General features: G+C 69.2%; 21 protein-coding genes. 10 read left to right on the top strand and 11 right to left on the bottom strand.

What is annotated here, in order from left to right; genetic code table 11:
* Window positions 1-20: 20 nt before the first annotated feature.
* Both ACN6LB_RS04740 and ACN6LB_RS04735 read right to left on the bottom strand, forming a co-directional pair.
* On the bottom strand, window positions 21-1,451 hold the full coding sequence (locus tag ACN6LB_RS04740; protein WP_445024684.1) for an MFS transporter: 1,431 nt from the start codon (window positions 1,449-1,451) through the stop codon (window positions 21-23).
* A gap of 75 nt (window positions 1,452-1,526) precedes the next feature.
* Window positions 1,527-2,345: an AraC family transcriptional regulator gene (locus ACN6LB_RS04735; protein ID WP_445024683.1), complete on the bottom strand. Its 819-nt coding sequence runs from the start codon at window positions 2,343-2,345 to the stop codon at window positions 1,527-1,529.
* Between the two features lie 131 nt (window positions 2,346-2,476).
* Here ACN6LB_RS04735 and ACN6LB_RS04730 point away from each other — a divergent pair, with 131 nt between their 5' ends.
* From ACN6LB_RS04730 to ACN6LB_RS04715, 4 genes are all read left to right on the top strand, one after another.
* Window positions 2,477-3,565 carry an LLM class flavin-dependent oxidoreductase gene (locus ACN6LB_RS04730; RefSeq protein ID WP_445024682.1) on the top strand — a complete coding sequence of 363 codons (1,089 nt, stop codon included), beginning with the start codon at window positions 2,477-2,479 and terminating at the stop codon, window positions 3,563-3,565.
* Window positions 3,562-4,230 (top strand): CE1759 family FMN reductase, encoded by a 669-nt coding sequence (locus ACN6LB_RS04725; RefSeq protein ID WP_445024681.1) that lies wholly within the window; start codon window positions 3,562-3,564, stop codon window positions 4,228-4,230. Before ACN6LB_RS04730 ends, ACN6LB_RS04725 begins: the two co-directional genes overlap by 4 nt.
* A 191-nt stretch (window positions 4,231-4,421) precedes the next feature.
* A complete protein-coding gene (locus tag ACN6LB_RS04720; protein ID WP_445024717.1) occupies window positions 4,422-5,123 on the top strand; it encodes a response regulator transcription factor in 702 nt (233 codons plus the stop codon).
* Window positions 5,124-6,572 (top strand): HAMP domain-containing sensor histidine kinase, encoded by a 1,449-nt coding sequence (locus tag ACN6LB_RS04715; RefSeq protein WP_445024680.1) that lies wholly within the window; start codon window positions 5,124-5,126, stop codon window positions 6,570-6,572.
* A gap of 13 nt (window positions 6,573-6,585) precedes the next feature.
* Here ACN6LB_RS04715 and ACN6LB_RS04710 read toward each other — a convergent pair whose 3' ends face one another.
* From ACN6LB_RS04710 to ACN6LB_RS04695, 4 genes are all read right to left on the bottom strand, one after another.
* Window positions 6,586-8,562 carry an amino acid transporter gene (locus ACN6LB_RS04710; RefSeq protein WP_445024716.1) on the bottom strand — a complete coding sequence of 659 codons (1,977 nt, stop codon included), beginning with the start codon at window positions 8,560-8,562 and terminating at the stop codon, window positions 6,586-6,588.
* A gap of 207 nt (window positions 8,563-8,769) precedes the next feature.
* On the bottom strand, window positions 8,770-9,444 hold the full coding sequence (locus ACN6LB_RS04705) for a hypothetical protein (RefSeq protein ID WP_445024679.1): 675 nt from the start codon (window positions 9,442-9,444) through the stop codon (window positions 8,770-8,772).
* 61 nt (window positions 9,445-9,505) lie between these two features.
* On the bottom strand, window positions 9,506-11,503 hold the full coding sequence (locus ACN6LB_RS04700) for an amino acid permease (protein ID WP_445024715.1): 1,998 nt from the start codon (window positions 11,501-11,503) through the stop codon (window positions 9,506-9,508).
* Between the two features lie 166 nt (window positions 11,504-11,669).
* Window positions 11,670-12,227, bottom strand: a complete 558-nt coding sequence (locus tag ACN6LB_RS04695) for a hypothetical protein (RefSeq protein ID WP_445024678.1) — start codon at window positions 12,225-12,227, stop codon at window positions 11,670-11,672.
* Window positions 12,228-12,667: 440 nt separating this feature from the next.
* Between ACN6LB_RS04695 and kdpF the strand changes: the two genes are divergently transcribed.
* From kdpF to ACN6LB_RS04670, 5 genes are read left to right on the top strand one after another with little or no spacing between them, the layout of a single operon-like run.
* Window positions 12,668-12,757, top strand: coding sequence for a K(+)-transporting ATPase subunit F (gene kdpF / locus ACN6LB_RS04690; RefSeq protein WP_073491767.1), 90 nt, complete (start codon window positions 12,668-12,670; stop codon window positions 12,755-12,757).
* 7 nt (window positions 12,758-12,764) lie between these two features.
* Window positions 12,765-14,429 carry a potassium-transporting ATPase subunit KdpA gene (gene kdpA / locus ACN6LB_RS04685; RefSeq protein ID WP_445024677.1) on the top strand — a complete coding sequence of 555 codons (1,665 nt, stop codon included), beginning with the start codon at window positions 12,765-12,767 and terminating at the stop codon, window positions 14,427-14,429.
* The gene (kdpB, locus tag ACN6LB_RS04680) at window positions 14,426-16,555 is read left to right on the top strand and encodes a potassium-transporting ATPase subunit KdpB (protein WP_445024676.1); all 2,130 of its coding nucleotides are present in this window, start codon (window positions 14,426-14,428) and stop codon (window positions 16,553-16,555) included. The genes kdpA and kdpB overlap by 4 nt, the downstream gene beginning before the upstream one ends.
* A gap of 24 nt (window positions 16,556-16,579) precedes the next feature.
* The gene (locus ACN6LB_RS04675; RefSeq protein ID WP_445024675.1) at window positions 16,580-17,212 is read left to right on the top strand and encodes a potassium-transporting ATPase subunit C; all 633 of its coding nucleotides are present in this window, start codon (window positions 16,580-16,582) and stop codon (window positions 17,210-17,212) included.
* Between the two features lie 7 nt (window positions 17,213-17,219).
* Window positions 17,220-17,903 carry a response regulator gene (locus ACN6LB_RS04670; RefSeq protein WP_445024674.1) on the top strand — a complete coding sequence of 228 codons (684 nt, stop codon included), beginning with the start codon at window positions 17,220-17,222 and terminating at the stop codon, window positions 17,901-17,903.
* Window positions 17,904-17,938: 35 nt separating this feature from the next.
* Here the strand turns inward: ACN6LB_RS04670 and ACN6LB_RS04665 are convergent, their stop codons facing one another.
* Entirely contained in the window at window positions 17,939-18,826 is an 888-nt protein-coding gene (locus ACN6LB_RS04665) for a LysR family transcriptional regulator (RefSeq protein ID WP_445024714.1), read from the bottom strand.
* Between the two features lie 78 nt (window positions 18,827-18,904).
* On the opposite strand from ACN6LB_RS04665, the gene ACN6LB_RS04660 reads away from it, so the two are divergent.
* Window positions 18,905-20,527, top strand: coding sequence for an EamA family transporter (locus tag ACN6LB_RS04660; RefSeq protein ID WP_445024673.1), 1,623 nt, complete (start codon window positions 18,905-18,907; stop codon window positions 20,525-20,527).
* A 301-nt stretch (window positions 20,528-20,828) separates the two neighbouring features.
* On the opposite strand, the gene ACN6LB_RS04655 is transcribed toward ACN6LB_RS04660, so the two are convergent.
* The 4 genes from ACN6LB_RS04655 to ACN6LB_RS04640 all read right to left on the bottom strand — a co-directional run bounded on the left by ACN6LB_RS04655 (window position 20,829) and on the right by ACN6LB_RS04640 (window position 26,533).
* Window positions 20,829-21,344 (bottom strand): DUF4760 domain-containing protein, encoded by a 516-nt coding sequence (locus tag ACN6LB_RS04655; protein WP_445024672.1) that lies wholly within the window; start codon window positions 21,342-21,344, stop codon window positions 20,829-20,831.
* Window positions 21,345-21,401: 57 nt separating this feature from the next.
* On the bottom strand, window positions 21,402-24,857 hold the full coding sequence (locus tag ACN6LB_RS04650; protein ID WP_445024671.1) for a type ISP restriction/modification enzyme: 3,456 nt from the start codon (window positions 24,855-24,857) through the stop codon (window positions 21,402-21,404).
* Between the two features lie 204 nt (window positions 24,858-25,061).
* Entirely contained in the window at window positions 25,062-25,415 is a 354-nt protein-coding gene (locus ACN6LB_RS04645; protein ID WP_445024670.1) for an ASCH domain-containing protein, read from the bottom strand.
* Complete coding sequence (locus tag ACN6LB_RS04640) at window positions 25,412-26,533, bottom strand: hypothetical protein (protein WP_445024669.1); 1,122 nt, start codon at window positions 26,531-26,533, stop codon at window positions 25,412-25,414. The genes ACN6LB_RS04645 and ACN6LB_RS04640 overlap by 4 nt, the downstream gene beginning before the upstream one ends.
* Window positions 26,534-26,545 lie beyond the last annotated feature (12 nt).

The raw sequence follows: 26,545 nt of genomic DNA, 5'->3' as shown, positions 1-26,545 counted from the left end.
GCCCTGTGCAGCCCGGGCGCTCAGTGGTGCTGGTCCTGTGCCTTGCGGGGCAGAAGCCGTACGAGGGGGAGGCACAGGAGGGTGACGGCGGCGACGACGGTGAGGCTCATGATCGTGGCGTGGGCCTCGCCGCCGCCCGCCTCGGGCGTGTGCAGTGTCTTGAAGTAGACGGTGGTGACGGCGGCGGCGCCGATCGCGTTGGCGAGTTGTTGCACCGCGCCGAGCGAGCCGCCTGCGCTGCCCGCCTCGCTGGGGTCGATGTCGCCGATCGCGACGTCGTAGACCGTGCCGAAGCAGGTGCCCATGCCGAGTCCGACGATGAGCAGCGGCGGCACGAGGGCCCACGGGCCGGTGTCCGTGCCGGAGTGGGCGACGAGGGCGAGCAGGTAGCCGGTGCCGGTGAGGGTGATCAGGAGCCCGGCGAGGACGAGCCGGCGGCCGAGCCTGCCGATCAGCTGGTGGCAGGCGATGGACGCGACGACGATGCCGGCGGACAGCGGGACGAGGCCGAGCGCGGCGCCCGCGGGGGAGCGGCCGAGGCCCTGCTGCTGGAAGAGCGAGACGACGTAGAGGAGTCCGGCGACGGCGGCGAAGAAGACGACGCCGAGGGCGAGTCCTGAGGTGAAGCCGCGGTTGCGCAGCAGGGAGGGCTGGATCAGCGGGTTCGCGGCGGTGCGCTGGCGGTGCCAGAAGGCGGCGAAGGAGGCGAGCCCGGCGGCGATGAGCAGGACGGGGGCCGTGGTCCAGCCGTTGGTCGAGCCCTCGATGAGGCCGGAGAGCAGGCCGAGCATGGCGGCGCCGAGGAGGGCGGAGCCGGGGCCGTCGACGGAGACCGTGCGGTCGCCGGTGTCGCGGGGCAGGAGCCGGGCGGCGGCGAGGAGGGCCGCGCCGCCGAGGACCAGGTTGATGAGGAACATCGACCGCCAGCCGAGTCCGGCGATGTCGGTGTCGATGAGGAACCCGGCGAGGATCGGTCCGCCGACGGCGGAGAGCCCCATCACGGGCCCGAAGAGGCTGAAGGCCTTGCCCATCTGGTCGCGCGGCCAGGTGGCGCCGAGGATGCCGAAGCCCTGCGGGATGACGAGCGCGCCGAAGGCGCCCTGGAGCAGGCGGGCGACGACGAGGGACTCGGGGTTCACGGCGAGGCCGCAGGCGACCGAGGCCGCGGTGAAGCCGCCGAGTCCGGCGAGGAAGAGGCGGCGGCGCCCGTACCTGTCGCCGAGCCGCCCGCCGAGGACGAGCAGTACGCCGAGGGCGAGGGCGTAGGCGGCGCCGAGCCATTGGATGAGGCCGGTGCCGCCGCCGAGGTCGCCCGCGATGGTGGGGGCGGCGATGTTGGTGATCGTGGAGTCGAGGAGGTCGAGGACGTCGGCGGCGAGGACTACGCCGAGGATCGCCCAGCGGCGCCGGGCGGACTCCGTTTCCTTTGTGTCGTGCAGTATCTGTGTCACGCAGATAAATGTGCAGCAGTGTGGGCCGGAGGTCAAGCTGTTATTCGAAGTGGGTTGTCGCGCTTCGCGCTCGTCCTAGACCGCTGCGCCGCTCGCGTACGCCGTCGGCGGGACCCCCACCGTCGCCGTGAAGTCCCGTACCAGATGGGCCTGGTCGGCGTAGCCGAGGTCGGCGGCCAGGGTGGACCAGTCGACGTCTCGGCGGGTGCCGGCGAGTTCCAGGGCCTCGTGGATGCGGTAGCGCAGGATGACCCACTTCGGGCTGACGCCCACGTACGCCGCGAAGAGGCGTTGCACCGCCCGCACCGAGAGGCCCTCCGCGTCGGCGAAGTCGGCGACGCGGCGCACGGTGCGGTCGGCGCGGATGCGGTCGACGAGGCCCATGGCGAGGTCGGCCTGTGGGTCGGGGGCCGGGGCGAGGGAGAGCAGGAACGCGTCGAGCGCGGCCACCCGGTCCTTGTCGTCGGCGGGGCTGACGACCGAGTGGGCCATGTCTTCAGGGGGCGGCGCGAACACGTCCTGGACGGGCAGCACGCGGCCCGTCCACCGGGACACCGGCACCCCGGGCACGTACGGCCGGAAGCCGCCCGGCCAGAACTTCGCCCCGCACACCCGGCCCCGCCCGGTCAGCTTCCTGGTGAACAGGCCGAGGGCGACGCCGGTGACCTCGCTGTAGGGCGCCCCCTCGTCCTCGTCCCACTGGAAGCTGACGTTGACGGAGGGGTGCGGAACGATGTGGGAGGCGTACGGCTCGGGCAGGTCCCAGTCGATGAACCAGTACGTCTCGATGTGCCGGCGCAGCGGTTCGGCGGGCTCGTGGCGGCGGAACCGTACGCGGGTCAGCAGCGCGGACGGGTCGACGATCCCGCGGGTGTCGCGACGGGGTGCGGCCATGACCGGATCGTACGTCCGGGGTGGGATCGGATGTCCGGGCGCTCGCCCGGTGGAAGCGGGAATAGGCGGCGGGGGCCCTCGGTTCTGTGGGTATAGTTGAACAATCAACAACCTGCGGAAGGTGAGCAGCCATGCAGTTCGGGATCTTCACCGTCGGTGACGTCACGCCCGACCCGACGACCGGGCGTACGCCGAGCGAGGGTGAGCGCATCAAGGCGATGCTCACCATCGCGCAGAAGGCCGAGGAGGTCGGACTTGACGTGTTCGCGACCGGCGAGCACCACAACCCGCCGTTCGTCCCGTCGTCGCCGACCACGATGCTCGGCTACATCGCCGCCCGCACCGAGAACCTGATCCTCTCCACCTCCACCACCCTCATCACCACCAACGACCCGGTGAAGATCGCCGAGGACTTCGCGATGCTCCAGCACGTCGCGGACGGGCGGGTCGACGTGATGATGGGGCGCGGCAACACCGGGCCGGTCTACCCCTGGTTCGGCAAGGACATCCGCGACGGCATCCATCTCGCCGTCGAGAACTACGCGCTCCTGCGCCGCCTGTGGGACGAGGACGTGGTGACCTGGGAGGGCAAGTTCCGCACGCCGCTGCAGTCCTTCACCTCGACGCCGCGTCCGCTGGACGGGGTCGCGCCGTTCGTGTGGCACGGGTCGATCCGCTCGCCCGAGATCGCCGAACAGGCCGCGTACTACGGCGACGGCTTCTTCCACAACAACATCTTCTGGCCGGCCGACCACACGAAGCAGATGGTCGAGCTGTACCGGCAGCGCTACGCCCACTACGGGCACGGCACCCCGGAGCAGGCGATCGTCGGGCTCGGCGGCCAGGTGTTCATGCGCAAGAACTCGCAGGACGCCGTACGGGAGTTCCGGCCGTACTTCGACAACGCGCCGGTGTACGGGCACGGGCCGTCGCTGGAGGAGTTCACCGAACAGACCCCCCTGACGGTGGGCTCGCCGCAGGAAGTGATCGAGAAGACGCTGTCCTTCCGGGAGTACGCCGGTGACTACCAGCGCCAGCTGTTCCTGCTGGACCACGCCGGGCTCCCGCTGAAGACCGTGCTGGAGCAGCTCGACCTGCTCGGCGAGGAGGTCGTGCCGGTCCTGCGCGAGGAGTTCGCCAAGGGGCGGCCGGCGAATGTGCCGGACGCGCCGACCCACGCGGCCCGTGTGGTCGCCGCCCAGGAGGTGACCGTCGCATGAAGCTCGTCGTCGTCTCGGCGGGGCTGAGCGTCCCGTCGTCGACCCGGCTGCTGGCCGACCGGCTGACCGCGGCGACCGTCCGGCACGCCGGTCCCGATGCCGGCGTCGACGTCCAGGTCGTCGAACTGCCCGACCTGGCCACCGACATCGCGAACCACATGGTCACCGGGTTCCCGGCGGCCCGGCTGGCCGCCGCGCTCGACGCGGTCGCCGCGGCGGACGGCCTGATCGCGGTCACCCCGGTGTTCTCGGGGTCCTACAGCGGGCTCTTCAAGTCCTTCTTCGACGTGATCGACAAGGACTCCCTCACCGGGAAGCCGGTGCTCGTCGGCGCGACCGGCGGCACCGCGCGGCACTCGCTCGTCACCGAGCACGCGCTTCGGCCGCTCTTCTCCTACCTGCGCGCCCTGGTCCTGCCGACCGCCGTGTACGCGGCCTCGGAGGACTGGGGGGACGAGGGTCTTGAGGGGCGGATCGAGCGGGCCGGGGCGGAGCTGGCGCGGTTCATGGGCGCCGGCGCGGAGGCCTCGGTCTCGGCCGCGGTGCCCGACACCGACACCACCGCCGCCATCGCGCCCCGCTCCCTCAAGGGCGCGATCACCTCGGTGGACGCGTTTCAGGTCGTACCGTTCGAGCAGCAGCTCGCGGCGTTGCGGCAGGTGTAGAGGGTTCTTCGCCCCCTCCACCCCTTCCCTGCCCGTGTTCCGGGGCTCCGCCCCTGGAACCCCGCTCCTCAAACGCCGGAGGGGCTGTCTCACCCCTCCGGCGTGAGAGGCCGGTAAGAAGCGTGCCGGGAGCCTGGGCATCGGGTGGTGGCGGGCCGCGGCCTTGGCAGACTGGTGGCGTGCCCCAGAATCTGCTGCTCGCCGAGGACGACCGAGCCATCCGGCACGCGCTGGAACGCGCGCTGACGCTGGAGGGCTACGAGGTGACCGCGGTCGCCGACGGCGTGGAGGCGCTGGCCCAGGCCCACCGCACCCCGCCCGACGTGCTCGTCCTCGACGTGATGATGCCCGGCATCGACGGCCTCCAGGTCTGCCGGGTGCTGCGCGCCGAGGGCGACCGTACGCCGATCCTGATGCTCACCGCGCTCGTGGAGACGGCCGACCGGATCGCCGGCCTGGACGCGGGCGCCGACGACTACGTGGTGAAACCGTTCGACGTGGAGGAGGTCTTCGCGCGGCTGCGCGCCCTCCTGCGGCGCACCTCCCCGGAGAGCGGCGCCCCCGCCGACGTACCGGCGATGAAGGCGCCGCCCGGGCAGGTGTCCGTCGCCGGGCTGCGGATGGACGTGCAGGCGCGCCGTGCCTGGCGCGGGACTCGCGAACTGGAGCTGACGCGCACCGAGTTCGAGCTGCTCGAACTGCTGGTGCGCAACGCGGGCATCGTCCTCGACCACGCCACGATCTACGACCGTATCTGGGGCTACGACTTCGGCCCGGGCTCGAAGAACCTGGCCGTCTACGTGGGCTACCTGCGGCGCAAGCTCGACGAGCCGGGCGCCGCTGCGCTGATCCACACGGTGCGGGGTGTGGGGTATGTCCTGAGGGAGGACTGAGTGCCCCCGCAGCTGCGGGTACCGCCCTCCCTGCGCCGGCTGTCCTCGCTGCGTACGACCTTCACCGTGTCGTTCGCCGCCGTGGCCGCCGCCGTCACCGTTCTCGTCGGCTTCCTGAGCTACCACGCCGCCGCCCGGCTCGTCCGGGTCGACCAGCAGACCGTCTTCGCAGAGGTGGTGCAGGACCTGCGCGACCAGGTGCGCGCAAGCGCGCTGGTGCCCGAGGACTTCGCGTCGGCCGACCCCGATCCGGACCACGACGGGCCGCGCGACGACCTCATCAGACCCAGCCGTACGAACGTGCAGGTCCTCGCGGCGAGCGGGGCGGTCGACGACCGCGGCAACCCCGCCCTGCCCGTCGGCGCGGACGACCGCGGGATCGCCGCCGCCCGCACCGCGGGCACGCTCGTGGAGCACAGGGAGGTCCAGGTCGGCGACGGCCGCTACCGGGTGGCGACGGTCGCGCTGGGCGACGGCCGGGGCGCGGTGCAGGTGGCGCAGGAGTTCAGCGACACGGAGGACCTGCTGAACGAACTACAGCAGCGCACCGTGCTGCTGGAGCTCGCCGTCGTGCTCGCCGCCGGGCTCTCCGGCTGGTGGCTGGCCCGCCGGATCACCCGCCGCCTGGTGCGACTGGCCGGGGCCGCCGAGGACGTGGCGCGCACCGGGCGGCTCGGCATCCAGGTGCCGGTGACCGGATACGACGAGGTGGCGCGGCTGGGCCGGTCCTTCGACCGGATGCTGGGCCGGCTCGCCCAGTCGGAGGAGGACCAGCGGCGCCTGGTCCAGGACGCCGGCCACGAACTCCGTACGCCGCTGACCTCGCTGCGTACGAACATCTCGATGCTGCGCCGGATCGGGGAACTGCCGCCCGCCGCCCGTGAGGAACTGGTCGCCGACCTGGCCCAGGAGTCCCGTGAGCTGACCGACCTCGTCAACGAGCTGGTGGCGCTGGCGGCCGGGCAGTCCGACACGGAACCCATGCGGCGTATCGACCTCGCCGAGGTCGCCGAGGACGTCGCGCTGCTCGCCCGCCGCCGCAGCGGCCGTGAGATCACCGTTCGCAGGAGCGGCACGACGACGGTCGACGGGCGTCCCGCCGCGCTGCAGCGCGCGGTGTCGAACCTCGTGGAGAACGCGGTGAAGTTCGACCGCGGCGGCAAGGCGGCCGTCGAGATCGCCGTCACGGGCACCACCACTGCCGGTGGTGGCATCGGGAACGTCCGCGTCGAGGTGCTCGATCGCGGTCCCGGTATCGACGACGGCGACCTCATCCGGGTCTTCGACCGCTTCTACCGCGCCGCGGACGCCCGCAGCCTGCCCGGCTCGGGCCTCGGCCTGTCCATCGTCCGGGAGGTGGCGACGGCCCACGGCGGGGCGCCTTTCGCCTTCCGGCGGGACGGGGGCGGCGCGGTCATCGGCTTCACGGTGGGCGTCGGCAGCGACTGAAGGGTGCTCCCGCTCAGCCGACGTGCACCCGCGGCCGTCGCGTGCGGTCGGGCTCGGCCTCGCGCAGCACCTCGCGGGTGACGGGGGCGACCTCGCCCTGGCCGAAGAGGAAGAAGCGGAGGAAGTTGGTGAAGGGGTTGCCCTCGGTCCACTCGAAGTAGATGTGCGGGATGCAGCCGGTGGTGTCGCGGACGTGCAGGACGAGGGCGGCCAGCGCGTTGGGGATGGAGGAGGACTCCAGGGTCAGGATGCGGTAGCGGCCGTGCAGCACCTCGCCGCGTACCGTCAGGCCCGCCTCGAACTCGGAGGGGTCGAGGACGGTCACCTCGACGAAGACGAAGTCCTCCTGGACCGGGACGTCGTTGTCGGCGCGGATCTGCTCGATCTTGTCGCGGTACTCGGCCTTGTCACGGTTGTCGGGCTCGTTGGCGATGAACCGGATGCGGCGGCTGGCGATATCGCGGACGAAACGTTCCGCCATGGGGTCCAGCGTCACGCTGGTCACGCGCAGCTCGAAGGCGCGGGCGAGCCGCGACAGCAGGGAGATGAGGATGATCCCGGCGATGAAGCAGGCGCCGATCTTCACACCGTCGGGGCGCTCGATGACGTTGACGACGGTGACGTAGAGGAGGACCGCCGAGACGACCGCGAAGCCGATCGTCCAGCCCTTCTGCGCGGCCCGGCGGGCGGCGATGGTCACCGCGATCGCCGCCGAGGACATCAGGACGAGGACGCCGGTGGCGTAGGCGCCGCCCTGCGCGTCGACGTCGGCGTCGAAGATCCAGGTGACGAGGAAGGCGACGAGGGTGAAGACGATCACCATGGGGCGCACGGCGCGGGCCCAGTGCGGGGCCATGCCGTAGCGGGGCAGGTAGCGGGGCATCAGGTTGAGGAGCCCGGCCATGGCGGAGGCCCCGGCGAACCAGAGGATGGCGATCGTCGACACGTCGTAGACGGTGCCGAAGGCGCCGCCGAGGTAGTGGTGGGCCAGATAGGCGAGGGCGCGGCCGTTGGCCTGGCCGCCCGACTCGAACTCCTTCTCCGGGATGAGCAGGGTGGTGATGAAGCTGGTGGCGATCAGGAACACGCTCATGATCAGGGCGGCGGTGGTCAGCAGCTTCTTGGTGCCCCGGATACGGCCCTTCGGGTTCTCCTCGGTGTCGTCGGGGTCGCCCTCGACGTGCGGCATGACGGCCACACCGGTCTCGAAGCCGGACAGGCCCAGCGCCAGCTTGGGGAAGACGAGGAGCGAGACGCCGATCATCGCGAAGATGTTGCCGTGGTCGGCGGTGAGACCGGTGGTCCAGTCGGTGACCACATGGCCCTGGGTCATGACGTGCCACAGCCCCACCACCACGACCACGACGTTCAGGCCCAGGTAGATGCCGACCAGCACGACCGCGACGCCGATCGCCTCCAGGAAGCCCTTGAGGAACACCGCGCCCAGCAGGGCCACGAGGACGAGGGTGATCACCATCTGCTTGTCGTGCAGGGTGCTGGTCAGGTGCGGGTTCTCCACCAGGTGGGTGGAGGCGTCCGCCGCCGACAGGGTGATGGTGATCAGGAAGTCGGTGGCGGCGAAGCCGAGCAGAGTGAGGACGAACAGCTTGCCCTTCCAGAACGTCAGCAGCCGCTCCAGCATCGCGATGGAGCCCTCGCCGCGCGGGCTCTCCTCGGCCACCCGCCGGTACACGGGCAGCGCGCCCGCGAGGGTGACTATCACCAGCACGATGGTGGCCACCGGCGAAAGGAGTCCGGCGGCCAAGGCCGCGATACCGGGCTGGTAGCCGAGGGTGGAGAAGTAGTCGACGCCGGTCAGGCACATGACCCGCCACCAGCGCTGGCCCTTGTGCTCGGGCGGGGTGTGCCCGGGCCGGGCTTCGGGCTCGGTCTGCGCGGGCTGCTGCCGGCCGGCCTTGCCGATGTCCGCCAGGCCCTCCAGCATCCACGCGCGCAGGCGACTCGTGCGGGCGTGGTCGGTGGTGGCCATCGACGGGCTCTCCAGACGTACGGCTATGCGAACGGTTTCGGCCATCGGGTGACGGCTGGACCAGCGTAAGCAGAGAGTTATCCGTGGGCCCACGGATGAGAGGCCGATCGCGTCAAGCTTCCGTTAAGACCGGCGAGGCGGGGGCCGGAAGTCCGGCGAGGCGGGGGCCGGCGACAGGGTTCGGCCGCGGCGGCTCATCGGCCGGTGTCAGTAGCCGGGCTTCTCCCACTCGTCGACGGTGCCGTCGCCGTTGTCGTCGTACATGTAGTCGTAGCTGTCGCCGTACGTGTCGTCGTACCGCGTGCACGCGCCCTCCACCCGGAGCTCGGGCTTGCCGCTGTAGTAGCCGGGGTGGACGGTGACCTCGATGCCGTCGCCGAGGGTGGTGGTGATGCCGGGGAGTCCGTGACCGGGCTCGCCCGGGGCCGGGGCCGGCAGGTCCTTGACCTTGTGGCCCTGCTTCTTCCAGGTGGCCTTGAGTCCCTTCACCGCGGTGCGGTAGTCCCCGGTGCTCGCGAAACGCAGGTCCCAGGTGAAGATCGGCTGGTCGCGGGTGACGCCGCTGTCGTCGAAGCCGAAGTCGTCGACGCAGGACGAGCTGCCCTCCTTCTCGGCGTACGGCGCGCCCGTGGGGGTCGGCGTCAGCTGGTAGTACGCCTCCTCGCCGATTCGCGTCGTGTCCCGTACGTAGACCCGGAACTCCTCGGTCGAGCGCACCCGGCCGCCTTCGATCGACTCACAGCCCTTGGCCGCCAGAGCGAACAGCACGACGAAGGCGAGAGCGACGGCCACGGCGACGATCTGACCCCGGCCGAAGACCCGCTCCGGCTTCTGCGGGGCGGTGGAGGGCACGGGGGCCGGGGAGGGTGTCGTCGTCTGCATGGCCTTGATCAAAGCCGCCGTACGCCGTTGCGGGCACCGTCCTTGTACTCAGACGACGTACTCATCCGGCCCCCGGAGTGGTGGGCCGCGACCCCACGGGGCGCGGGTTCTGCGGCTCGCCGCGTCGTACCGCACCGGGCGCCCGTCCCGTCGGCCGGTTCGCGCGCTCGGAGGAGTTGAGCTGCCAGGGCACGCTGGTGACCATCACCCCCGGGGTGAAGAGGAGCCGGCTCTTGAGCCACAGCGCGGACTGGTTGTGCAGCAGGTTCTCCCACCAGTGGCCGACGACGTACTCGGGGATGAAGACGGCGACGATGTCGCGCGGGCTCTCCCGGCGGATGGAGCGGACGTAGTCGACGACCGGGCGGGTCACCTCGCGGTACGGCGAGTCGATGATCTTCAACGGGACCTCGATGCCGTACTCCTCCCAGCGCTCGCGCAGCGCTGCCGCCTCGTCCCGGTCGACGGAGACGGTGAGCGCCTCCAGCAGGTTCGGGCGGAAGGCGCGCGCGTACGACAGGGCCCGCAGCGTCGGCTTGTGGATCGTTGAGACCAGGACGATGCCCAGCACTCTTGAGGGAGGGATGAGTTCGTCCTTCGGGTCGGTCACGGCGAGTTCGGCGGCGGTGGCGTCGTAGTGCCGCCTGATCCCGCGCATCATCGTCCACAGCGTGATCGCCGCGAGCACCGCGAGCCACGCGCCCTGGGTGAACTTGGTGGCGAGGACGATGACGAGGACGAGGCCCGTGACGACCGACCCGAGCGCGTTGATCACCCGGGCGGTGTGGTGGCGGCGACGCGGCGCCGGGTCGCGCTCGGTGCGAAGTTCGCGGTTCCAGTGCCTGACCATGCCGATCTGGGAGAGCGTGAAGGAGGTGAACACGCCCAGGATGTAGAGATGGATGAGGCTGGTGACGTTGGCCCGGTAGCCCCACAGCAGCAGTCCGGCGACGACCGCGAGGGCCAGGATCCCGTTGGAGAACGCCAGTCGGTCGCCCCTGTTGTGCAACTGGCGTGGCAGATAGCGGTGTTGGGCGAGGATCGAGGAGAGCAGGGGGAAGCCGTTGAAGGCCGTGTTCGCGGCGAGGATCAGGACGAGGGCCGTCGCGGCCTGGATGAAGTAGAAGCCCACGCTGTGCTCGCCGCCGAAGACGGCCGCTGCGATCTGGGCGATCACCGTGCGCTGGGTGTAGTTCTCGCAGCTGCCGTCCAGGCCGGTCAGCCGGCAGGCGTCGTCGGTGATGTGCACTTTGGCGACCAGCGCCAGTGTGGTGACGCCGACGAACATGACGATCGCGATGATGCCCATCGCCGCCATCGTCGAGGCCGCGTTCTTCGACTTGGGCTTCCGGAAGGCCGGTACGCCGTTGGAGATCGCCTCCACCCCGGTCAGCGCGGTGCAGCCGGAGGAGAACGCGCGCAGCACCAGCATGAGCAGGGCCAGGCCGGTGAGATGGGCGTCGCCGCTTTCCGCGCTGATGCCGTACCGCGCGCTCTCGGCGACCGGCGCGTCCCCGAGGACGTACCGGATCAGGCCCGTGATCACCATGATGAGCACGCCGCCGATGAAGAGGTACGTCGGCGCGGCGAAGGTCCGCCCCGACTCGCGCACGCCACGCAGGTTCATCGCGGTCAGGATCGCGACGAAGCCGAGGGCCAGCAGGACGCGGTGGCCGGCCAGTTCGGGCACCGCCGAGATGATGTTGTCGACGCCGGAGGCGACCGAGACGGCCACGGTCATGACGTAGTCGACGAGCAGCGAGGCCGCGACCACCAGACCGACCGAGGGCCCGAGATTCCTCGACACCACCTCGTACGAGCCGCCCCCACTCGGATAGGCGTGCACGACCTGGCGGTACGAGAGCACCACGACCGTCATCAGCGCCACCACAGCACCGGCGATCCATGGCGTGAAGTGCAGATAGGCGAGGCCGCCGAGGGTGAGGACGAGCAGGATCTCCTGCGTCGCGTACGCCACCGACGACAGCGGGTCCGAGGCGAAGATGGGGAGCGCGAGCCGCTTGGGCAGCAGTGTCTCGCCCAGCTCCTCACTGCGCATGGCGCGGCCGATGACCAACCGCTTGAGGACCCCCGTCACGTTGAACACGGCGCGAGGGTAAGCCGCGACGGGGGCCGTGAGGGGGAGGGCGACCGGGCCAGGGGGCGTTAAGAGACCGTCAGGATTTCAAAGAATACGTACATTTGGCGCAAAGTTCCCCGGCGGCTCAGTCCAGCCCCGACACCTTGAACACCGTCAGCGCCGTCTCGCGGTCGATCCGTTCCGACACGCGGCGCAGGGCACTCGCCCCGCACGTCAGGCTGCCCCGCTGGGCGGACAGTCGGGCGTCCTCGTCCAGGCGGTGCCAGAGCGGCGGATTGGCGACCAGCACCCGGGGATCGATCTCGACTCGCGCCCCGGAGGTGTCCCGCAGCACCAGCCGCTGACCGACGCCGTCCAGGCAGCACACCGACACCAGACGGTCGGTCCGCACCCGGTGCCTGCCCAGCAGCCCGCGGGAGACCAGCCAGCCCTCCCCTGCGGAGATCCGGGCCGGGAACAGCACCAGGAACAGCACGGCGGCGAGCGTGACCCACAGGGCGGCACGTGCCGCGGTGAGCGTGCCGGCACCCCGGTCGGCGAGCAGCAGGAAGCACAGGAGCACGGCGGCGCAGCGGACCGAGCTGCGCAGGTCCCCGGCCCAGTGACAGTCGTGCGCCACTTCCCGGGCGGGGTGCGGTGCGCGTGCGCCGGCCGCGCTCTGCGTGTCGTTGCGGCGTCCCATGAAACCGACGTTAGAGACCCCGGGGCTGTGGCGCCGTACCCCTTGACGCGTCTCTGACGGGCGATCGCGTCAAGGTTTCGACAGGACCGGGGCGCCCCGGGGCGCGGTCGTCGCGCATGCGGTGCGGCGGGACACGGACGCGGCGATCTGCAGGCTGCGCCTGCGTATGGGTTCCGTCAAGAGCGGATGAGGCGCCGTATGGAGCCCGTCAACGAACCCGGTGACGGCCGAAAACGGCTGTTTCCTCTAACCGTCGGACCGGTCACCGGCCGACGGTCACCGTCCGACCGGTCACCGTCCGATCGGTTCAGACCTCATCCGTCCGGACTCATTCATCCCGACCTCATCTAGGAGCATGCGATGGCCGACCTGGCCTTCGTCGTCATCACGATCGCGGTGTTCGCGCTGGTGGCCCTCGTCGCCAAGGGGGTGACGAAGCTGTGAGCGCCGAAAACATCGTCGGGCTCGTCGTGGCCGTCGCCCTGTTGGGCTATCTCGTCCTCGCCCTGGTTTTCCCGGAGAGGTTCTGAGCACGACATGAGCCCCGTCCTCGCCGGCGTCCTCCAGCTGCTCGCGCTCATAGCGGCACTGGCGCTCGCCTACCGTCCCCTCGGCGACCACATGGCCAGGGTCTACTCCTCCGACAAGCACCTGCGCGTAGAGAAGTGGATCTACAAGGGCATCGGTGCCGACCCGAACACCCAGATGCGCTGGCCCGCCTATCTGCGCGGTGTCCTCGCCTTCTCCGCCGTGGGCGTCCTCTTCCTGTACGTCCTTCAGCGCGTCCAGGGGCAGCTGCCCGGCTCGCTCGGCTTCAGGTCCATAGACCCGGACCAGGCGTTCAACACCGCCGCGTCGTTCGTGACGAACACCAACTGGCAGTCGTACTACGGCGAGCAGGCCATGGGCCACGTCGTGCAGACCGCCGGCCTTGCCGTGCAGAACTTCGTCTCCGCCGCCGTCGGCATCGCGGTGGCGGTCGCCCTCGTACGCGGCTTCGCACGGTCCCGCACCGGTGAACTCGGCAACTTCTGGTCCGACTTGGTGCGTGGCGTCGTACGTATCCTGCTGCCCCTGTCCGTCGTCGCCGCGATCGTGCTCGTCGCGTGCGGCGCGATCCAGAACTTCTCCGGGATCCACTCGGTCGGCCAGTTCGTGGGCGGCTCGCAGCAGTGGAACGGCGGTGCGGTCGCCTCGACGGAGGCCATCAAGGAGGTCGGCACCAACGGCGGCGGGTACTTCAACGCCAACAGCGCCCACCCCTTCGAGAACCCGACCCCCTTCTCCAACCTCTTCGAGATCTTCCTGCTGCTGGTCATCCCGTTCGCGCTGACCCGCACCTTCGGCCGCATGGTCGGCTCGCTGAGGCAGGGCTACGCGATCCTCGCCACGATGGTGACCATCTGGGCCGGCTTCACGGCGCTGATGATGTGGACCGAATTCGCGCACCACGGACCGGCGTTCGAGCTCGCGGGCGGTGCGATGGAGGGCAAGGAGACCCGCTTCGGCGTCGGCGCCTCCTCCATCTTCGCGGTGTCCACCACTCTCACCTCGACCGGCGCGGTGGACTCCTTCCACTCCTCCTTCACCGGGCTCGGCGGCGGCATCACCATGCTGGGCATGCAGCTCGGCGAGATCGCGCCGGGCGGCACCGGCTCCGGCCTCTACGGCATGCTGATCATGGCGATCATCGCGGTGTTCATCGCCGGTCTGATGGTCGGCCGCACCCCCGAGTACCTGGGCAAGAAGATCGGCACCCGCGAGATCAAGTTCGCGGCCTGCTACATCCTCATCACCCCGGCATTGGTACTTGTCTTCACCGCCGTGGCGATGGCCCTGCCCACCCCGGGCCACTCGATGACCAACAGCGGGGCGCACGGATTCTCCGAGATCCTGTACGCCTACACGTCCGGCGCCAACAACAACGGCTCGGCCTTCGCGGGTCTGAACGCCGACACGCAGTGGTTCAACACCACCATCGGGCTGGCGATGCTGCTGGGCCGCTTCCTGCCCATGGTGTTCGTCCTCGCGCTGGCGGGCTCGCTCGCCGAGCAGCAGCCGGTCCCGGCGACCGCCGGCACCCTGCGCACCGAAAAGCCGCTGTTCACAGGCCTGTTGGTGGGCGCGATCCTCATCATCACCGGTCTGACCTACTTCCCGGCGCTGGCGCTGGGCCCGCTGGCCGAGGGGCTGGCGTCATGACCACCGACGTAACGAAGACAGAGGACTCCATGTCCACGTCCACTCCCACCCTTGCGCCCCATCAGGACGCACCGACCGGGCACAAGCCCCCCGAGGGGCGCGTCGGCGCGGGCCTCTTCGACCCGAAGCAGCTGCTCAGGTCGCTGCCGGACGCCTTCCGCAAGTTCGACCCACGGGTGATGGTCAAGTCCCCTGTGATGTTCGTGGTGTTGGTGGGGTCCGTCCTGACCACGGTCTTCTCCTTCAAGGACCCGGGGGACTGGTTCGGCTGGGCGATCAGCGCCTGGCTGTGGCTGACCGTGCTCTTCGCCAACCTGGCTGAGGCAGTCGCCGAGGGTCGCGGCAAGGCGCAGGCGGACACCTTGCGCAGGGCCAAGACCGACACGGTGGCCCGGCGGCTCAACGGCTCGGTGGAAGAACAGGTCCCCGGCACCGAGCTGACCATCGGCGACCTGGTCGTCTGCGAGGCGGGCGACATCATCCCCGGCGACGGTGACGTCGTCGAGGGGGTCGCCTCGGTGGACGAGTCGGCGATCACCGGCGAGTCCGCGCCCGTCATCCGTGAGTCCGGCGGCGACCGCAGCGCCGTCACCGGTGGCACGAAGGTCCTCTCCGACCGCGTCGTCGTCAAGATCACGACGAAGCCCGGAGAGACGTTCATCGACCGGATGATCAGCCTGGTCGAGGGCGCGTCCCGGCAGAAGACGCCCAACGAGATCGCGCTGAACATTCTGCTGGCGTCGCTGACCATCGTGTTCCTGCTCGCGGTGGCCACGCTGCCGCCCTTCGCGGACTACGCGGGCACACACCTCACGATGGTCGTGCTGGTGGCGCTGCTGGTCTGTCTGATCCCGACGACGATCGGCGCGCTGCTGTCCGCGATCGGTATCGCGGGCATGGACCGGCTGGTGCAGCGCAACGTACTGGCCATGTCCGGCAGGGCGGTCGAGGCCGCGGGCGATGTCTCGACCCTGCTGCTGGACAAGACCGGCACCATCACGCTCGGCAACCGCCAGGCATCCGAGTTCGTGCCGGTGCGCGGCACGACGGAGGCCGAGGTCGCCGACGCCGCCCAGCTCTCCTCGCTGGCCGACGAGACACCCGAGGGCCGCTCCGTCGTCGTACTGGCGAAGGAGAAGTACGGACTGCGGGAGCGGACCCAGGGCGAGTTGACCGGCGCCGAGTGGATCGCGTTCACCGCGCAGACCCGGATGTCGGGCGTGGACGTCGACGGACGCAAGATCCGCAAGGGCGCGGCCGGTTCGGTCGTCGCGTGGGTCAAGGAGCAGGGCGGGGCGGTCGCCGAGGACGCGGCCGAGCTGACCGACGCGATCTCCGAGGCGGGCGGCACGCCCCTGCTGGTGGCCGTCGAGGACGCCGACGGCGCACGGGTGTTGGGTGTCATCCACCTCAAGGACGTCGTCAAGGAGGGCATGCGCGAGCGGTTCGACGAGCTGCGCCGGATGGGCATCAAGACCGTCATGATCACGGGCGACAACCCGCTGACGGCCAAGGCGATCGCCGAGGAGGCGGGCGTCGACGACTTCCTCGCGGAGGCGACTCCCGAGGACAAGATGGCCCTGATCAGGCGCGAGCAGGCGGGCGGCAAGCTGGTCGCGATGACCGGCGACGGTACGAACGACGCGCCGGCGCTGGCGCAGGCGGATGTCGGCGTCGCGATGAACACGGGCACGTCGGCCGCCAAGGAGGCCGGCAACATGGTCGACCTCGACTCGAACCCGACCAAGCTCATCGAGATCGTCGAGATCGGCAAGCAACTCCTCATCACGCGCGGGGCGTTGACGACGTTCTCCATCGCCAACGACGTCGCGAAGTACTTCGCGATCATCCCGGCGCTGTTCGCGGCCGTCTATCCGGGCCTGGACAAGCTCAACGTCATGGGCCTGTCCTCACCGGACTCCGCGATCCTCTCGGCCGTCATCTTCAACGCGCTGATCATCATCGCGCTGGTGCCGCTCGCCCTGCGCGGCGTGCAGTACCGGCCGGTGAGCGCGGACAGGCTGCTGCGGCGCAACCTCGGGATCTACGGCCTGGGCGGGCTGATCGCGCCCTTCATCGGCATCAAGATCATCGACCTGCTCATCTCCCTGATCCCCGGGCTGTAATTCCTCGAAAGCGTGTTGAAGGTCATGAACAACTCCCTTACGAACACGGCCCGGTTGCTGGGCGCGGGCCTCCGTGCGCTCCTGGTGTTGACCGTGCTCACAGGCGTGATCTATCCGATGGCGGTCACAGGTGTGGCCCAGGCGCTGTTCAGCAACAAGGCGAACGGCTCGGAGATCAAGGCGGACGGCAAGGTCGTCGGCTCCTCGCTGATCGGCCAACAGGGCTACGGCCTCGACTACTTCCAACCGCGCCCCGCCAACGGACTGGGTGTGAACTCGGTCAACACCCAGTACAAGCTGATTCTGTCCGGCGCCACGAACCGCTCCGGTGACAACGCCGACCTGATCAAGTGGGTCAAGGAGGCCAAGGCCAAGGTCGTCAAGGACAACTCGACGGCGGGCTACACGGTGAACCCGTCGGACGTGCCGGCGGACGCCGTCACCTCCTCCGGTTCCGGCCTGGACCCCGACATCTCCCCGGCGTACGCCGATCTCCAGGTCCACCGGGTCGCCGAGCGCAACGGCCTGTCCGTCGCCCAGGTGGACAAGCTGGTCAGGGACCACACGGACGGCCGCACCCTCGGCTTCATCGGCGAGCCCCGCGTGAACGTCCTTCAACTCAACGTCGCCCTCAAGGAACTGACCAAGAAGGGGTGATGCCCACGTGACCCGGGTGCTGCTCGTCGAGGACGACCCCCAGCTCGTACGGGCCCTTGTGCTCAACCTGCGGGCTCGCCGGTACGGAGTGGACGCGGCGCCCGACGGTGCCACGGGCCTGCGGCTCGCGGCACTCCGGCAGCCCGACGTCGTCCTCGTGGACCTCGGGCTGCCGGACATGGACGGCATGGACGTCATCAGGACGCTGCGCGCCCGGACCCGCGCGCCCATCCTGGTGCTGTCCGCCCGCCGGGCCTCCGACGAGAAGGTCGAGGCGCTCGACGCGGGCGCCGACGACTACATCACCAAGCCGTTCAGCATGGACGAGCTGTTGGCCAGGCTGCGCGCCGCAGTCCGCCGTACGGAGGCCATGCCGGTCGCCCCGGAGACCGCCCTCGTCACCACGGCCGACTTCACGGTCGACCTGGTCGCGAAGAAGGCCACCCGGAGCGGGCGGGACGTGCGGCTGACGCCCACGGAGTGGCACCTCCTGGAGATCCTGGTCTGCAACCCGGGCCGCCTCATCACGCAGAAACAGCTCCTCCACGAGGTGTGGGGCGCCTCCCGGACCACCAAGACCAACTACCTGCGCGTCTACATGGCCCAACTCCGCCGGAAACTGGAGTCGGACCCGGCCCACCCCCGCTACCTCATCACCGAGGCGGGGATGGGGTACCGATTCGAGAACTGACCTCCGCCGGGCCGGGCCGGAGCCCCTGGGGCGCTCTATTGCGGCCGGACCCCGAGGACTTCGAGCATCGCCCGGGTGGCCGGGCTCGGGTTGAACCGGCTCCACGCCAGGTACTCGACGCGATGCGGCCCGTCGGCCACCGATATCAGCGCCAGTCCGGGGTCCGCGGCGGCCAGCGGGCGGATGAACGCCGACGGCAGCAGCGCGACGCCGAGCCCGCGTGCGATCAGCCGGGTGATCAGCTCGACGACACCGGCCTCGTACGCGACGTCGCGGACCAGGCCCGCGGCGGCGAACGCCTGATCGGACTGGGCCCGGGCGGGAGTCCCGGCCACGAAGTCCACGAACGTCTCCTCGGCGATCTCGCGCAGGGTGACCCGGGAAGCACCCGCCAGCGGGTGCCCGGCCGGCACCACCAGCACATGCTCGTCGTGGTCGAGTGCGAGGGTCTCCACGCCGGACGGCGGTTCGCCCTCCGGCAGGCCGAGGAAGGCGATGTCCAGGTCGCCGCTCCGGATCGCCGCCGCCAGATCGTCACTGCGACCGGAACGCAGGGCGACGCGGACGTCCGGGTGCCGGGCGCGATACCGCTGCAGCAACTCGGGTACGTCGACGGCGGCCGTGGTCACGATCACGCCGACGGCGAGCCGGCCGCGTACCACGCCCGTCGCGGCGGCCGCGTCGGCAGCCGCGCGGTCGGCAGCGGCCAGGCACTCGCGCGCGCCGACGAGAAACGCCGCTCCCGCACTGGTCAGCTCGGTACGGCGGCTGGACCGGGCGAACAGCTTGACCCCGAGTTCCCGTTCCAGACTCGCTATCCGGTGACTGAGCGAGGACTGCACCACGAGGCAACGCTCCGCCGCGCGCGTGAAGTTGCGGGTTTCGGCGACGGCGACGACGTACCGCATCTGCTGGAGGTCCACGCGGCAATCGTTCTCGTTCATGGCTGGCATGGCAACCATGCTTTGGATTCATGACGAGCCGTGCTGAGACTGCATCACATGCATTCCTCGACCGAGCGGTCACCGGGCCGGCTGCGGACCCCGACTCCTTCGCAGGCGGCAACCGTCGCGCTCACCGCCCTCGCCCCCGCGTCCTGGGGCACCACGTACGTAGTGACCACGGAACTGCTGCCGCCCGCGCATCCGATGTTCGCCGGGCTGATGCGCGCCCTGCCCGCCGGGCTGCTCGCGCTGGCGCTCACTCGGGTGCTCCCGCGCGGGGACTGGTGGTGGAAGGCGGCCCTCCTCGGCGTGCTCAACATCGGCGGGATGCCTCTGCTGTTCCTGGCGGCCGAACGGCTCCCCGGCGGTGTCGCCGCCACCCTCGGCGCCGCCCAGCCGCTGCTGGTCGCGGGCCTGGCCGTCGCCGTGCTCCACGACCGGCCGACGGCCTGGCGACTCGCCTGGGCTGTCATCGGCGTGGTCGGCGTCGGACTCGTCGTACTCGGTCCGGCGGCCCGGCTGGACACCGTCGGGGTGCTCGCCGGGCTCGGGCATACGGCCACCATGGCCGGCGGGGTCGTCCTCACCAAGCGCTGGGGCCGTCCGGCGGGGGTCGGTCCACTGACCCTGGCCGGCTGGCAACTGACGGTCGGCGGACTGCTGTTGCTCCCGCTCACCTTCGCGTTCGAGGGAGCGCCGCCGGGGATCGACGCCGGAGCGGTCTGCGGCTACCTGTGGCTCGGCAGCATGGGCGGGTTGATCGCGTACACGCTGTGGTTCCGCGGGATCGGGCGGCTGCCGGTCGGGGCGTCCGCACCGCTGGTGCTGCTGTCCCCGCTGGTCGCGACCGTCATAGGCATCGCGCTGGGCGAGTCACTGAGCCTGCCGCAGACGCTCGGCTTCGCCCTCGCCCTGGCCGCGCTGCTCGCCGCGCAACTCAATCCCCCCAACCTGAAGAGAGTTTCGATGACGGAGAATTCGATGACCCAGAACATGACGATCGCCGTGCTGGGCGCCACCGGGATGGTCGGCAGCCGGGTGATCACCGAGGCGAGCGCACGCGGACACCGGGTGCTCGCCCTGTCCCGCAAGCCCGAGAGCCCCGCGAGCGAGGACCCGAACGTGACGCCGATCGCGGTCGACGCCAATGACGCCGGCGCCGTACGCGAGGCACTCGCAGGCTCCGCCTCGACCGGCGCCCGCCCCGCGGACGCCCTCGTGCTGGCCGTGCGGACCTTTCCGGTCGACCAGGAGTTCCTGGTCGGCGCCACCGGTACGGCGCTGGACATCGCCGCGGAGCTGGGGATACGCGTCCTCGTGGTGGGCGGCGCCGGCGCCTTGCGCAGCCCCGACGACCCCGACCTGCTGATCGCCGACAACCCCGCGTACGTGCCCGCCGAGTTGAGAACCGTCGCCGCCGCGGGAACAGCTCAGCTACGGACCTGCCAGGCCCACTCCGGCGCCGACTGGGTCTACCTCAGCCCCCCGGCCCTGCTCGAACCCGGCGCCCGAACCGGCCACTACCGGCGCGGCACCGACACCCTGCTCACCGCCCCCGACGGCCGCTCCTGGATCAGCGCCGAGGACCTGGCTGTAGCCGTGGTCGACCACCTCGAAACCCCCGGCCCCGACCACCACATCACGATCACCCACCACGACGAACCCCACCTGCCGACATAAGCCCACCGAAGAAGCCCGAAGACCCCGCCCGAACGCCGAGAATCCCGGGGGCTACGGCCACACCAGGCAATAAGGCTGATGCCCCGCCTCATGCAGCCGATGGCTGAAAGCGTGCCATTCGTGCGGCGATTGGGGCGGGAGGGCGCTGACCTGGGGTTTCGCAAGGGAATGCACGTTGAACTGGGAAAACTTCTCTCGGTGGCTCTCACGGGGCAACGCCGTTTCCCAGGCTCATGTGCCCTGGATGTGCCCTCGCAGGGTGGGGCGTTTGGCTAGCCATCGCCGATACATTCGTCGATGGTCAGTGGCGCGGAAGCCGCCATAGATGAGTGGCTGCCCGGGCTCGGTCTGCGGGCTTCTCGCGGACGAGGTGGTACAGGTTCTCGAAGTACTCCTGCCAGCGGTTCGGATCCGGCATGGCGTTCTGCGCGCGCTTCGCGCGCTCCGCCTGCACCAGCGGTTGCATGCCCTCCCAGACCGAGATCACCGAGCCTCCGAGGTATCCGGAGACGGGTTCGATGTCCACCACTCCGTGTGCGACGAGAGCTCCGAGATTGTCGTAGAACCAGGCCAGTTCACGGACTAGGTCCCGGTCATCGTCCGGCAGCCCGGCCAGTCCAGCGGACAGGTCACAGGCAGGCAGGCGCTCGTGCACGACTTGCCGTGCCTGCGCCAGCCGCACGCTTCGATGCTCGCGGAAGAGATCTACAAGAACCGGCAGCGTGTTGGCGTGCTCGGTCAGCCGTAACTGTAGAAACGAGACGGCCCCGCTTACCGCCAGCGCTACCAGCGATACCACCAGTGCCGCGATCTCCAATATTGCCTCCGTTAGCAGCTAATGATGCAGTGAGGCAGCGGCTGCTGACGCCATCAATCAGGCCGGGCCGCGACGCCGTCGAGCACGCGAGCCGGGGTGCGCCGGTGCGTGGGGTTTGGGCGGCGCGGTGCCCGCGGGGTCGTTCGGGAGAGACAGGGGGTCGACGGGGCCCGGTGGTTGGCCATCGACTGTCTCCATGCCGGGCAGGAATGCATGGTTCGGGCCGGTGCGAGCGTGCTGGGCGCGCTCGGGTACCGGGAGAATGTGGCGGCGGGTGAGCTCAGCGACATCAATCATGGGGGCGACGACGATGCGGTTGAGGAGCTCTGCCTGTTTGGGTTCCAGGGCAGTGAGATGCCTGAGTACGGCAAGGATTTCGACGAGCTCTCGGCTCCAGTCGGGTTCCCAGTACTCGGGGCGCTCGCGGTCGAGTTCACTGGTTATTTTGCCGGCGGTGCGGTCGCTGCGGTAGGCGAGCCAGCTGTCGAGTACGTTGCGCCCGCCGGTGGTGTAGTTGCGCATGCGTGGGGTCACACCGGTGAAGATGCCGCCCTCGATGACAAGTTGCTCGCTTCCGCTGTCGTAGCTGACGATCGAAGGGAGCGTCTCGGGGGCGACTTCTCGGGCGTACATGATCTCGGGATGTAGGTGCCGCCACCAATTCGATGTGCCTGCTGGGCGCCCGTCGTCGGGATTGACGCAGCGTGCGCCAAACGTCGAGGCCCACAACACGTGGTGTCCCAGGCTGATGGCCTGGTGCCAGAGACTGCGATCGGCGGTCAGGGGGATGCGTACGCCGAGGGAGTTGAGGTCGTCCGCGTAGTGCTCGGTGAAGGCCGGGTGGGAGGTGACCGCGGCAATGTAGGCGAGTAGGTCCTCGGGGAGGACTTCCTGGAGGCCATAGGAGTTGGCGAGGTGGTGTGACAGTCCCGGGGTGATGTTGGGAGTTTGATCTGCATGTAGGAGCGGCAGAACACGGCCCCCATTTCCCTTGAAATAGTCATTGTCAGGAACGAGGTCAGTGAAGAGCAGCGCTGGGCCGGTCTGCAGACGCTGGGTGTGCTGTTCAACGACGAAGATCTGACCGTCGATGACGGCTTGCCACAGCTCGGGTCGGGGACGGTCGATGACGCGGCCGTCGGGTATGAGCCACTGGCGGTCCAGGGCCCGGCGGGCGATACGTTCCGGAGGAGGGCAGGAGCCTTGTTCGACGCGGAGGAGCGTTGGCGGGTGGGGGTGACCGGGGATCTGGAGTGCTTCCTTGTCCAGGCTACGGTCGCCGGTCTCTTTGAATAGGGCCTGCTTTATGACCGGGTCGCGTTCTTGGACGAGACGGTTCCAGCGTCGGCGCAGGATGGACTTTGAGGGGCTGACGACCCAGTTCCGGTTGGGTTTGATACCGGGTTTATGCCAGGGCATGAGGTCGGTGAGGGCGGGGAAGGTGTCCCACCCACTGTGAGAGGCGGGGGTGAAAGGGGCGCGCTCGACAGACCGTGAAGTGCGCCAGCCGGGACTGTTGATGCGCAGGTTGTGCAGTTGCTCTTCTTTGCTCTCGCGGGTGCCATGAACGGCCATGTAGTGGACGGGGGCTGGTTCGTCTTGTTGCTCTCCTTGCCGGCGGACGAAGATGGCAATGGCTAACTCTTGCTGGACTCCAGGAAAGAAGCGGCTATTGACCGGGGGCCTTTTGGTCTCAGGTGTGAGGTCGATGACCCAGCCCTCGGTGCAGGCGCGTCGTAGGTAGGAGCGCATGCCCTGGAAGCCTGCGCCGCGGATGAATCCGCCGGTGCTGATGAAGCAGACGACGCCGTGACGGTGGTCGTCATGCTGGTCGAAGACCTTGTGGGTGGCCCAGCGCCAGAAGTAGGTGCACAGGTTTTTCAGTTTGTTCTCGTACACGCCTGCCGCACCGCGCAGCCGGAACGCGTCCAAGGGTGGGGCGCCGCGGTCCGGTGAGCCCTTTTCGATCCATCCGCCCTGGCCTTCTGCTTGTTCGCGGTGGGGAGGGTTGCCGATGACGACGGTGATGCGTTCGTTGCGCTGGATGGTGCTGGCTGCTTCGGCGTCATCACGTAAGGGCCCCCACAGGGCACCGTGGCGATCGAAGAGTTCACTGGGCCGCCATGGGTCGGCGAGAGTGTCGGCCAGATGCAGCCGCATGTCGCGCAGCCGTACTCGGGCATTGAGGTGGCGCAGCATCTGCCCGACGCGCATCTGAGCGACGGCGAAGGCGCCCATCTGCTTTTCGAACCCGATCAGCCGTCCGGCGAGTTCTTGCACGGATTCGGCACGGAAGCCTTCATTGCCACCCTCGGACTGCTTGCGGGCCACGAGTTCGATGATGCCGGTCAGGAAGGTGCCGGTTCCCATCGCCGGGTCGATGATGGACACACCGGAGTCGGCGAAGCCATCCGGGCAATCCAATGTGGTGGCCAGCACCTCGTCTACAAGGCGGATCATCTCCGTCACCAGTGGGGCCGGGGTGTAGTAGGTGCCGGAGTCCTTGCGCAGATCGGCGTCGTACTCCTGCAGGAAGTGTTCGTAGAGATGGATGTGGAAGCCGGGTTCGCCGGCCAGGGAACTCCTCCAGTCGACGGCGTCGATGACGCGGACGAGCATGTCGAGGCTGTCGCGGAATTCTCCCTCGACTTGATCGGTGAGGATCTGTAAGGCGCGGCCCATGACGGAGTGCTCGACTCCAAGGCGTCGGCCTACCTCGTGCAGGCTCATACCGACCAACGCGCTGCCGTTGGTGTCGGAGCTGGCGAGCAGAAGTGCGAAAGTGACGGACTGGGCGTAGCGGTCAGCAAAGGTCGCCCGCTGGTCTCGGTCGTCCGTGGTCGGGAAGAGGTCAACCTCAAGTGTGGAGGCCAGGTAGGTGAACGGGCGCTGGTGACGTGGGAGGACCGCTTCAGCATCGAGGCGGTCGTGAACTGCATCGCGCAGAAGAGTGCACAGGGGGGCGACCTGGGCAACCACTTCCCGCATCGACGTCAATGGCTTGGGCTGCCAGCTGAAGAACGCGGCAAGCATCGCCTCGAAGGCGGCCTCACTGGCTACGGGTAGCCGTAGGCGGGAGCCAGCGCTGCGTAGATCACCCTCGAAGTGGATGGCCTCGCCGTACTGCCGACCTGAGCGGTACATGATCCAGGTCTGACCGTTCGTGTAGATCAGGTTGGGTAGTTTTGCCATGCCTTCCCACTGACGGCGGTCGCGCTGGTTCAGGCCGCCAGGATGGATCACGCTCTTGTCGGGGCTTTTCAGCTCGACATAGCCGACGATGTTGCGCGGCAACTTTCCAATCCGCACCGCCAGGTCAGGGCGTATCCGATGCGCGGCGATAGCCACCTCAGCATGCAGGACCGCTTGCAGCCCTAGCACCCCTGCTGCGTCGACGAGAAGGGTTTCCACCGCTCGGCGGATCGCGGCTTCCTTTTGACCGTGCAGCAACGCCTGCTTACACGTCGCACCGAATTCGCTGACGATCCTCCGAAACCGGTCCTTGCGCTGCATCCTGCCCCCAAGGCCAGCACAACCCGCATCTTCCTCAACTCACGGTAAACGCAACATCACTCTTCGTCGAGAGTGCCGCCCAAGGTGCCGAGTCAAGTGACCGTTCAGCGGCAGCGGCATCGATGGAGGAAGCGCCCGGCATGTGGGTAGTGGTGCTGGACGGCAGGAGCGCGGCGATGACCACGAGAGTCTGCTCGCAGTGCGTCAGCCGCTGAGCTTTATCTGGATGGCGAGGACGCCGAGGGCTTCCTTCTCGGGTGGGTAGATCTTCCGGATGTTGACGAGTTGTTCGTCGCGGGTGGCTGTCGGGTTGACGTTGCCCGACCCCTCGCCGTCGAGCATGGCGTCGAAGTCGGCGTACTCGGTGACACGTTGGATATTCACAAGGCAGGTCTCGTCGGTCCCTTTGATCCGGAAGCGGATGGTGTCGCCAGCGGCGAGGTCAGCGAGGTGGGTGTATTTGACCCGCACCTCGATGGTCTTGGTGCCTGCGGCCACGAGATCGAAGTACTGGCGGTAGAGGTTGAGTTCGTGGACGCGTGGGGTGGTGTTGCTCATTGGGCAGGGATGCTCCTGGGCGCTGGTCCGGTGATCAGGCGGCCGATCTCGGCCGCGGAGTACGAGCGGAAGAAGTGTCGGGGGTCGGAGAGCAGGATCTGGGCAGTGGTCAGCAGTTGGTCGGCGTATTCGGTGATGGTGCCGGGCCATTGCCGGGTGTCGAGCATCCAGTCGGCAGCGCCTTCTGGCAAGCGGGCGCCGTCTTCGCGGATGCGGGACTTGGAGAGCTTGGCGCCGGTGTCGGTGACGACCTGCGGGCAGAACAGGCGGGCGGGGAGCTGGGCGCGGGTGAGACCGACGGCTTGGAGGGCTTCGTCGACGAGGAGGGAGCCGAAGATCCAGTCGCCGCCCTTGACCATGACGTACAGGGTTCCGTGGGGCGGAGTGCCGGTGAGGGCGAGTTCCTTGACGAGGTTGCGGTAGAGGGTGGCCAGGTCGAGGTAGCCGCCAGCGGTGGGTGTGACGGTGGTTCGGTAGGGACCGTGGTGGAGGCATACGGCGGCGACAGTGGCCTCTTCTCGGTCGGCGAGATGGACCCGGGTGTGTTCCGCGTGCTTCTCCGCCCAGCCACAGCTTGTGTGCGGGCAGGGGATGCGCAGGTGCGGGGTGCCGGTGGAGGGGGCGAGCCACCAGCGGGCGGCGTCGAGGCGGGGGAGCAGCCGTAGCCAGGTTCGGCGGAAATGCTCGCTGGCCTGCTGCTGCGTGTAGGTCTCGACGCGGTGAGGGATGCCCAGGCGTCGGGACAGAGCCGTGAAGAGCGGCTGGTAGAGAGCGTTGACGAGGTCGGTCAAGGCTTGCTCGCCCAGGGCTTGGGCGTAGGTGCGTTGGTAGCGGTGGCCGTTGGTGGGGTCGGTGGCCAGTTCGTACGGGGCGTTGTCGAGGGCGCTGAAGAGGACTTCGGTGGGGGTGCCGAAGCGGCCGCGCAGGCGAGCGGCCATCGCGAAGGCTAGGGACTGCACGAGCGAGGTGCCGATGTGCGGGGCGCCGTTGATCTGAGTGCCGACGACCAGCACGATCCGCTCCGGTGGAGTGGCCAGGATGCGTGGGGTCAGGATGTCCTCGGCGCGGAGAAGTGCGTTGGCGAGCACGGTGTTCGGTGAGACGAGGTGGGTCGTCACAGGTGTCCCCTT

This window comes from Streptomyces sp. SAS_270, assembly GCF_052543295.1.
Note: the sequence above shows the minus strand (reverse complement) of the source record. Positions and strands in the feature narration are given on the sequence as shown.

Coding starts and splice junctions, on each gene's coding strand:
- ACN6LB_RS04725 (WP_445024681.1), top strand. CDS start 3,562: ATGAAGCTCGTCGTCGTCTCGGCGGGGCTGAGCGTCCCGTCGTCGACC.
- ACN6LB_RS04650 (WP_445024671.1), bottom strand. CDS start 24,857: ATGCAGCGCAAGGACCGGTTTCGGAGGATCGTCAGCGAATTCGGTGCG.
- kdpA (WP_445024677.1), top strand. CDS start 12,765: ATGAGCCCCGTCCTCGCCGGCGTCCTCCAGCTGCTCGCGCTCATAGCG.
- ACN6LB_RS04730 (WP_445024682.1), top strand. CDS start 2,477: ATGCAGTTCGGGATCTTCACCGTCGGTGACGTCACGCCCGACCCGACG.
- ACN6LB_RS04705 (WP_445024679.1), bottom strand. CDS start 9,444: ATGCAGACGACGACACCCTCCCCGGCCCCCGTGCCCTCCACCGCCCCG.
- ACN6LB_RS04735 (WP_445024683.1), bottom strand. CDS start 2,345: ATGGCCGCACCCCGTCGCGACACCCGCGGGATCGTCGACCCGTCCGCG.
- ACN6LB_RS04660 (WP_445024673.1), top strand. CDS start 18,905: ATGCATTCCTCGACCGAGCGGTCACCGGGCCGGCTGCGGACCCCGACT.
- ACN6LB_RS04695 (WP_445024678.1), bottom strand. CDS start 12,227: ATGGGACGCCGCAACGACACGCAGAGCGCGGCCGGCGCACGCGCACCG.
- ACN6LB_RS04645 (WP_445024670.1), bottom strand. CDS start 25,415: ATGAGCAACACCACCCCACGCGTCCACGAACTCAACCTCTACCGCCAG.
- kdpB (WP_445024676.1), top strand. CDS start 14,426: ATGACCACCGACGTAACGAAGACAGAGGACTCCATGTCCACGTCCACT.
- ACN6LB_RS04710 (WP_445024716.1), bottom strand. CDS start 8,562: ATGGCCACCACCGACCACGCCCGCACGAGTCGCCTGCGCGCGTGGATG.
- ACN6LB_RS04700 (WP_445024715.1), bottom strand. CDS start 11,503: ATGCGCAGTGAGGAGCTGGGCGAGACACTGCTGCCCAAGCGGCTCGCG.
- ACN6LB_RS04675 (WP_445024675.1), top strand. CDS start 16,580: ATGAACAACTCCCTTACGAACACGGCCCGGTTGCTGGGCGCGGGCCTC.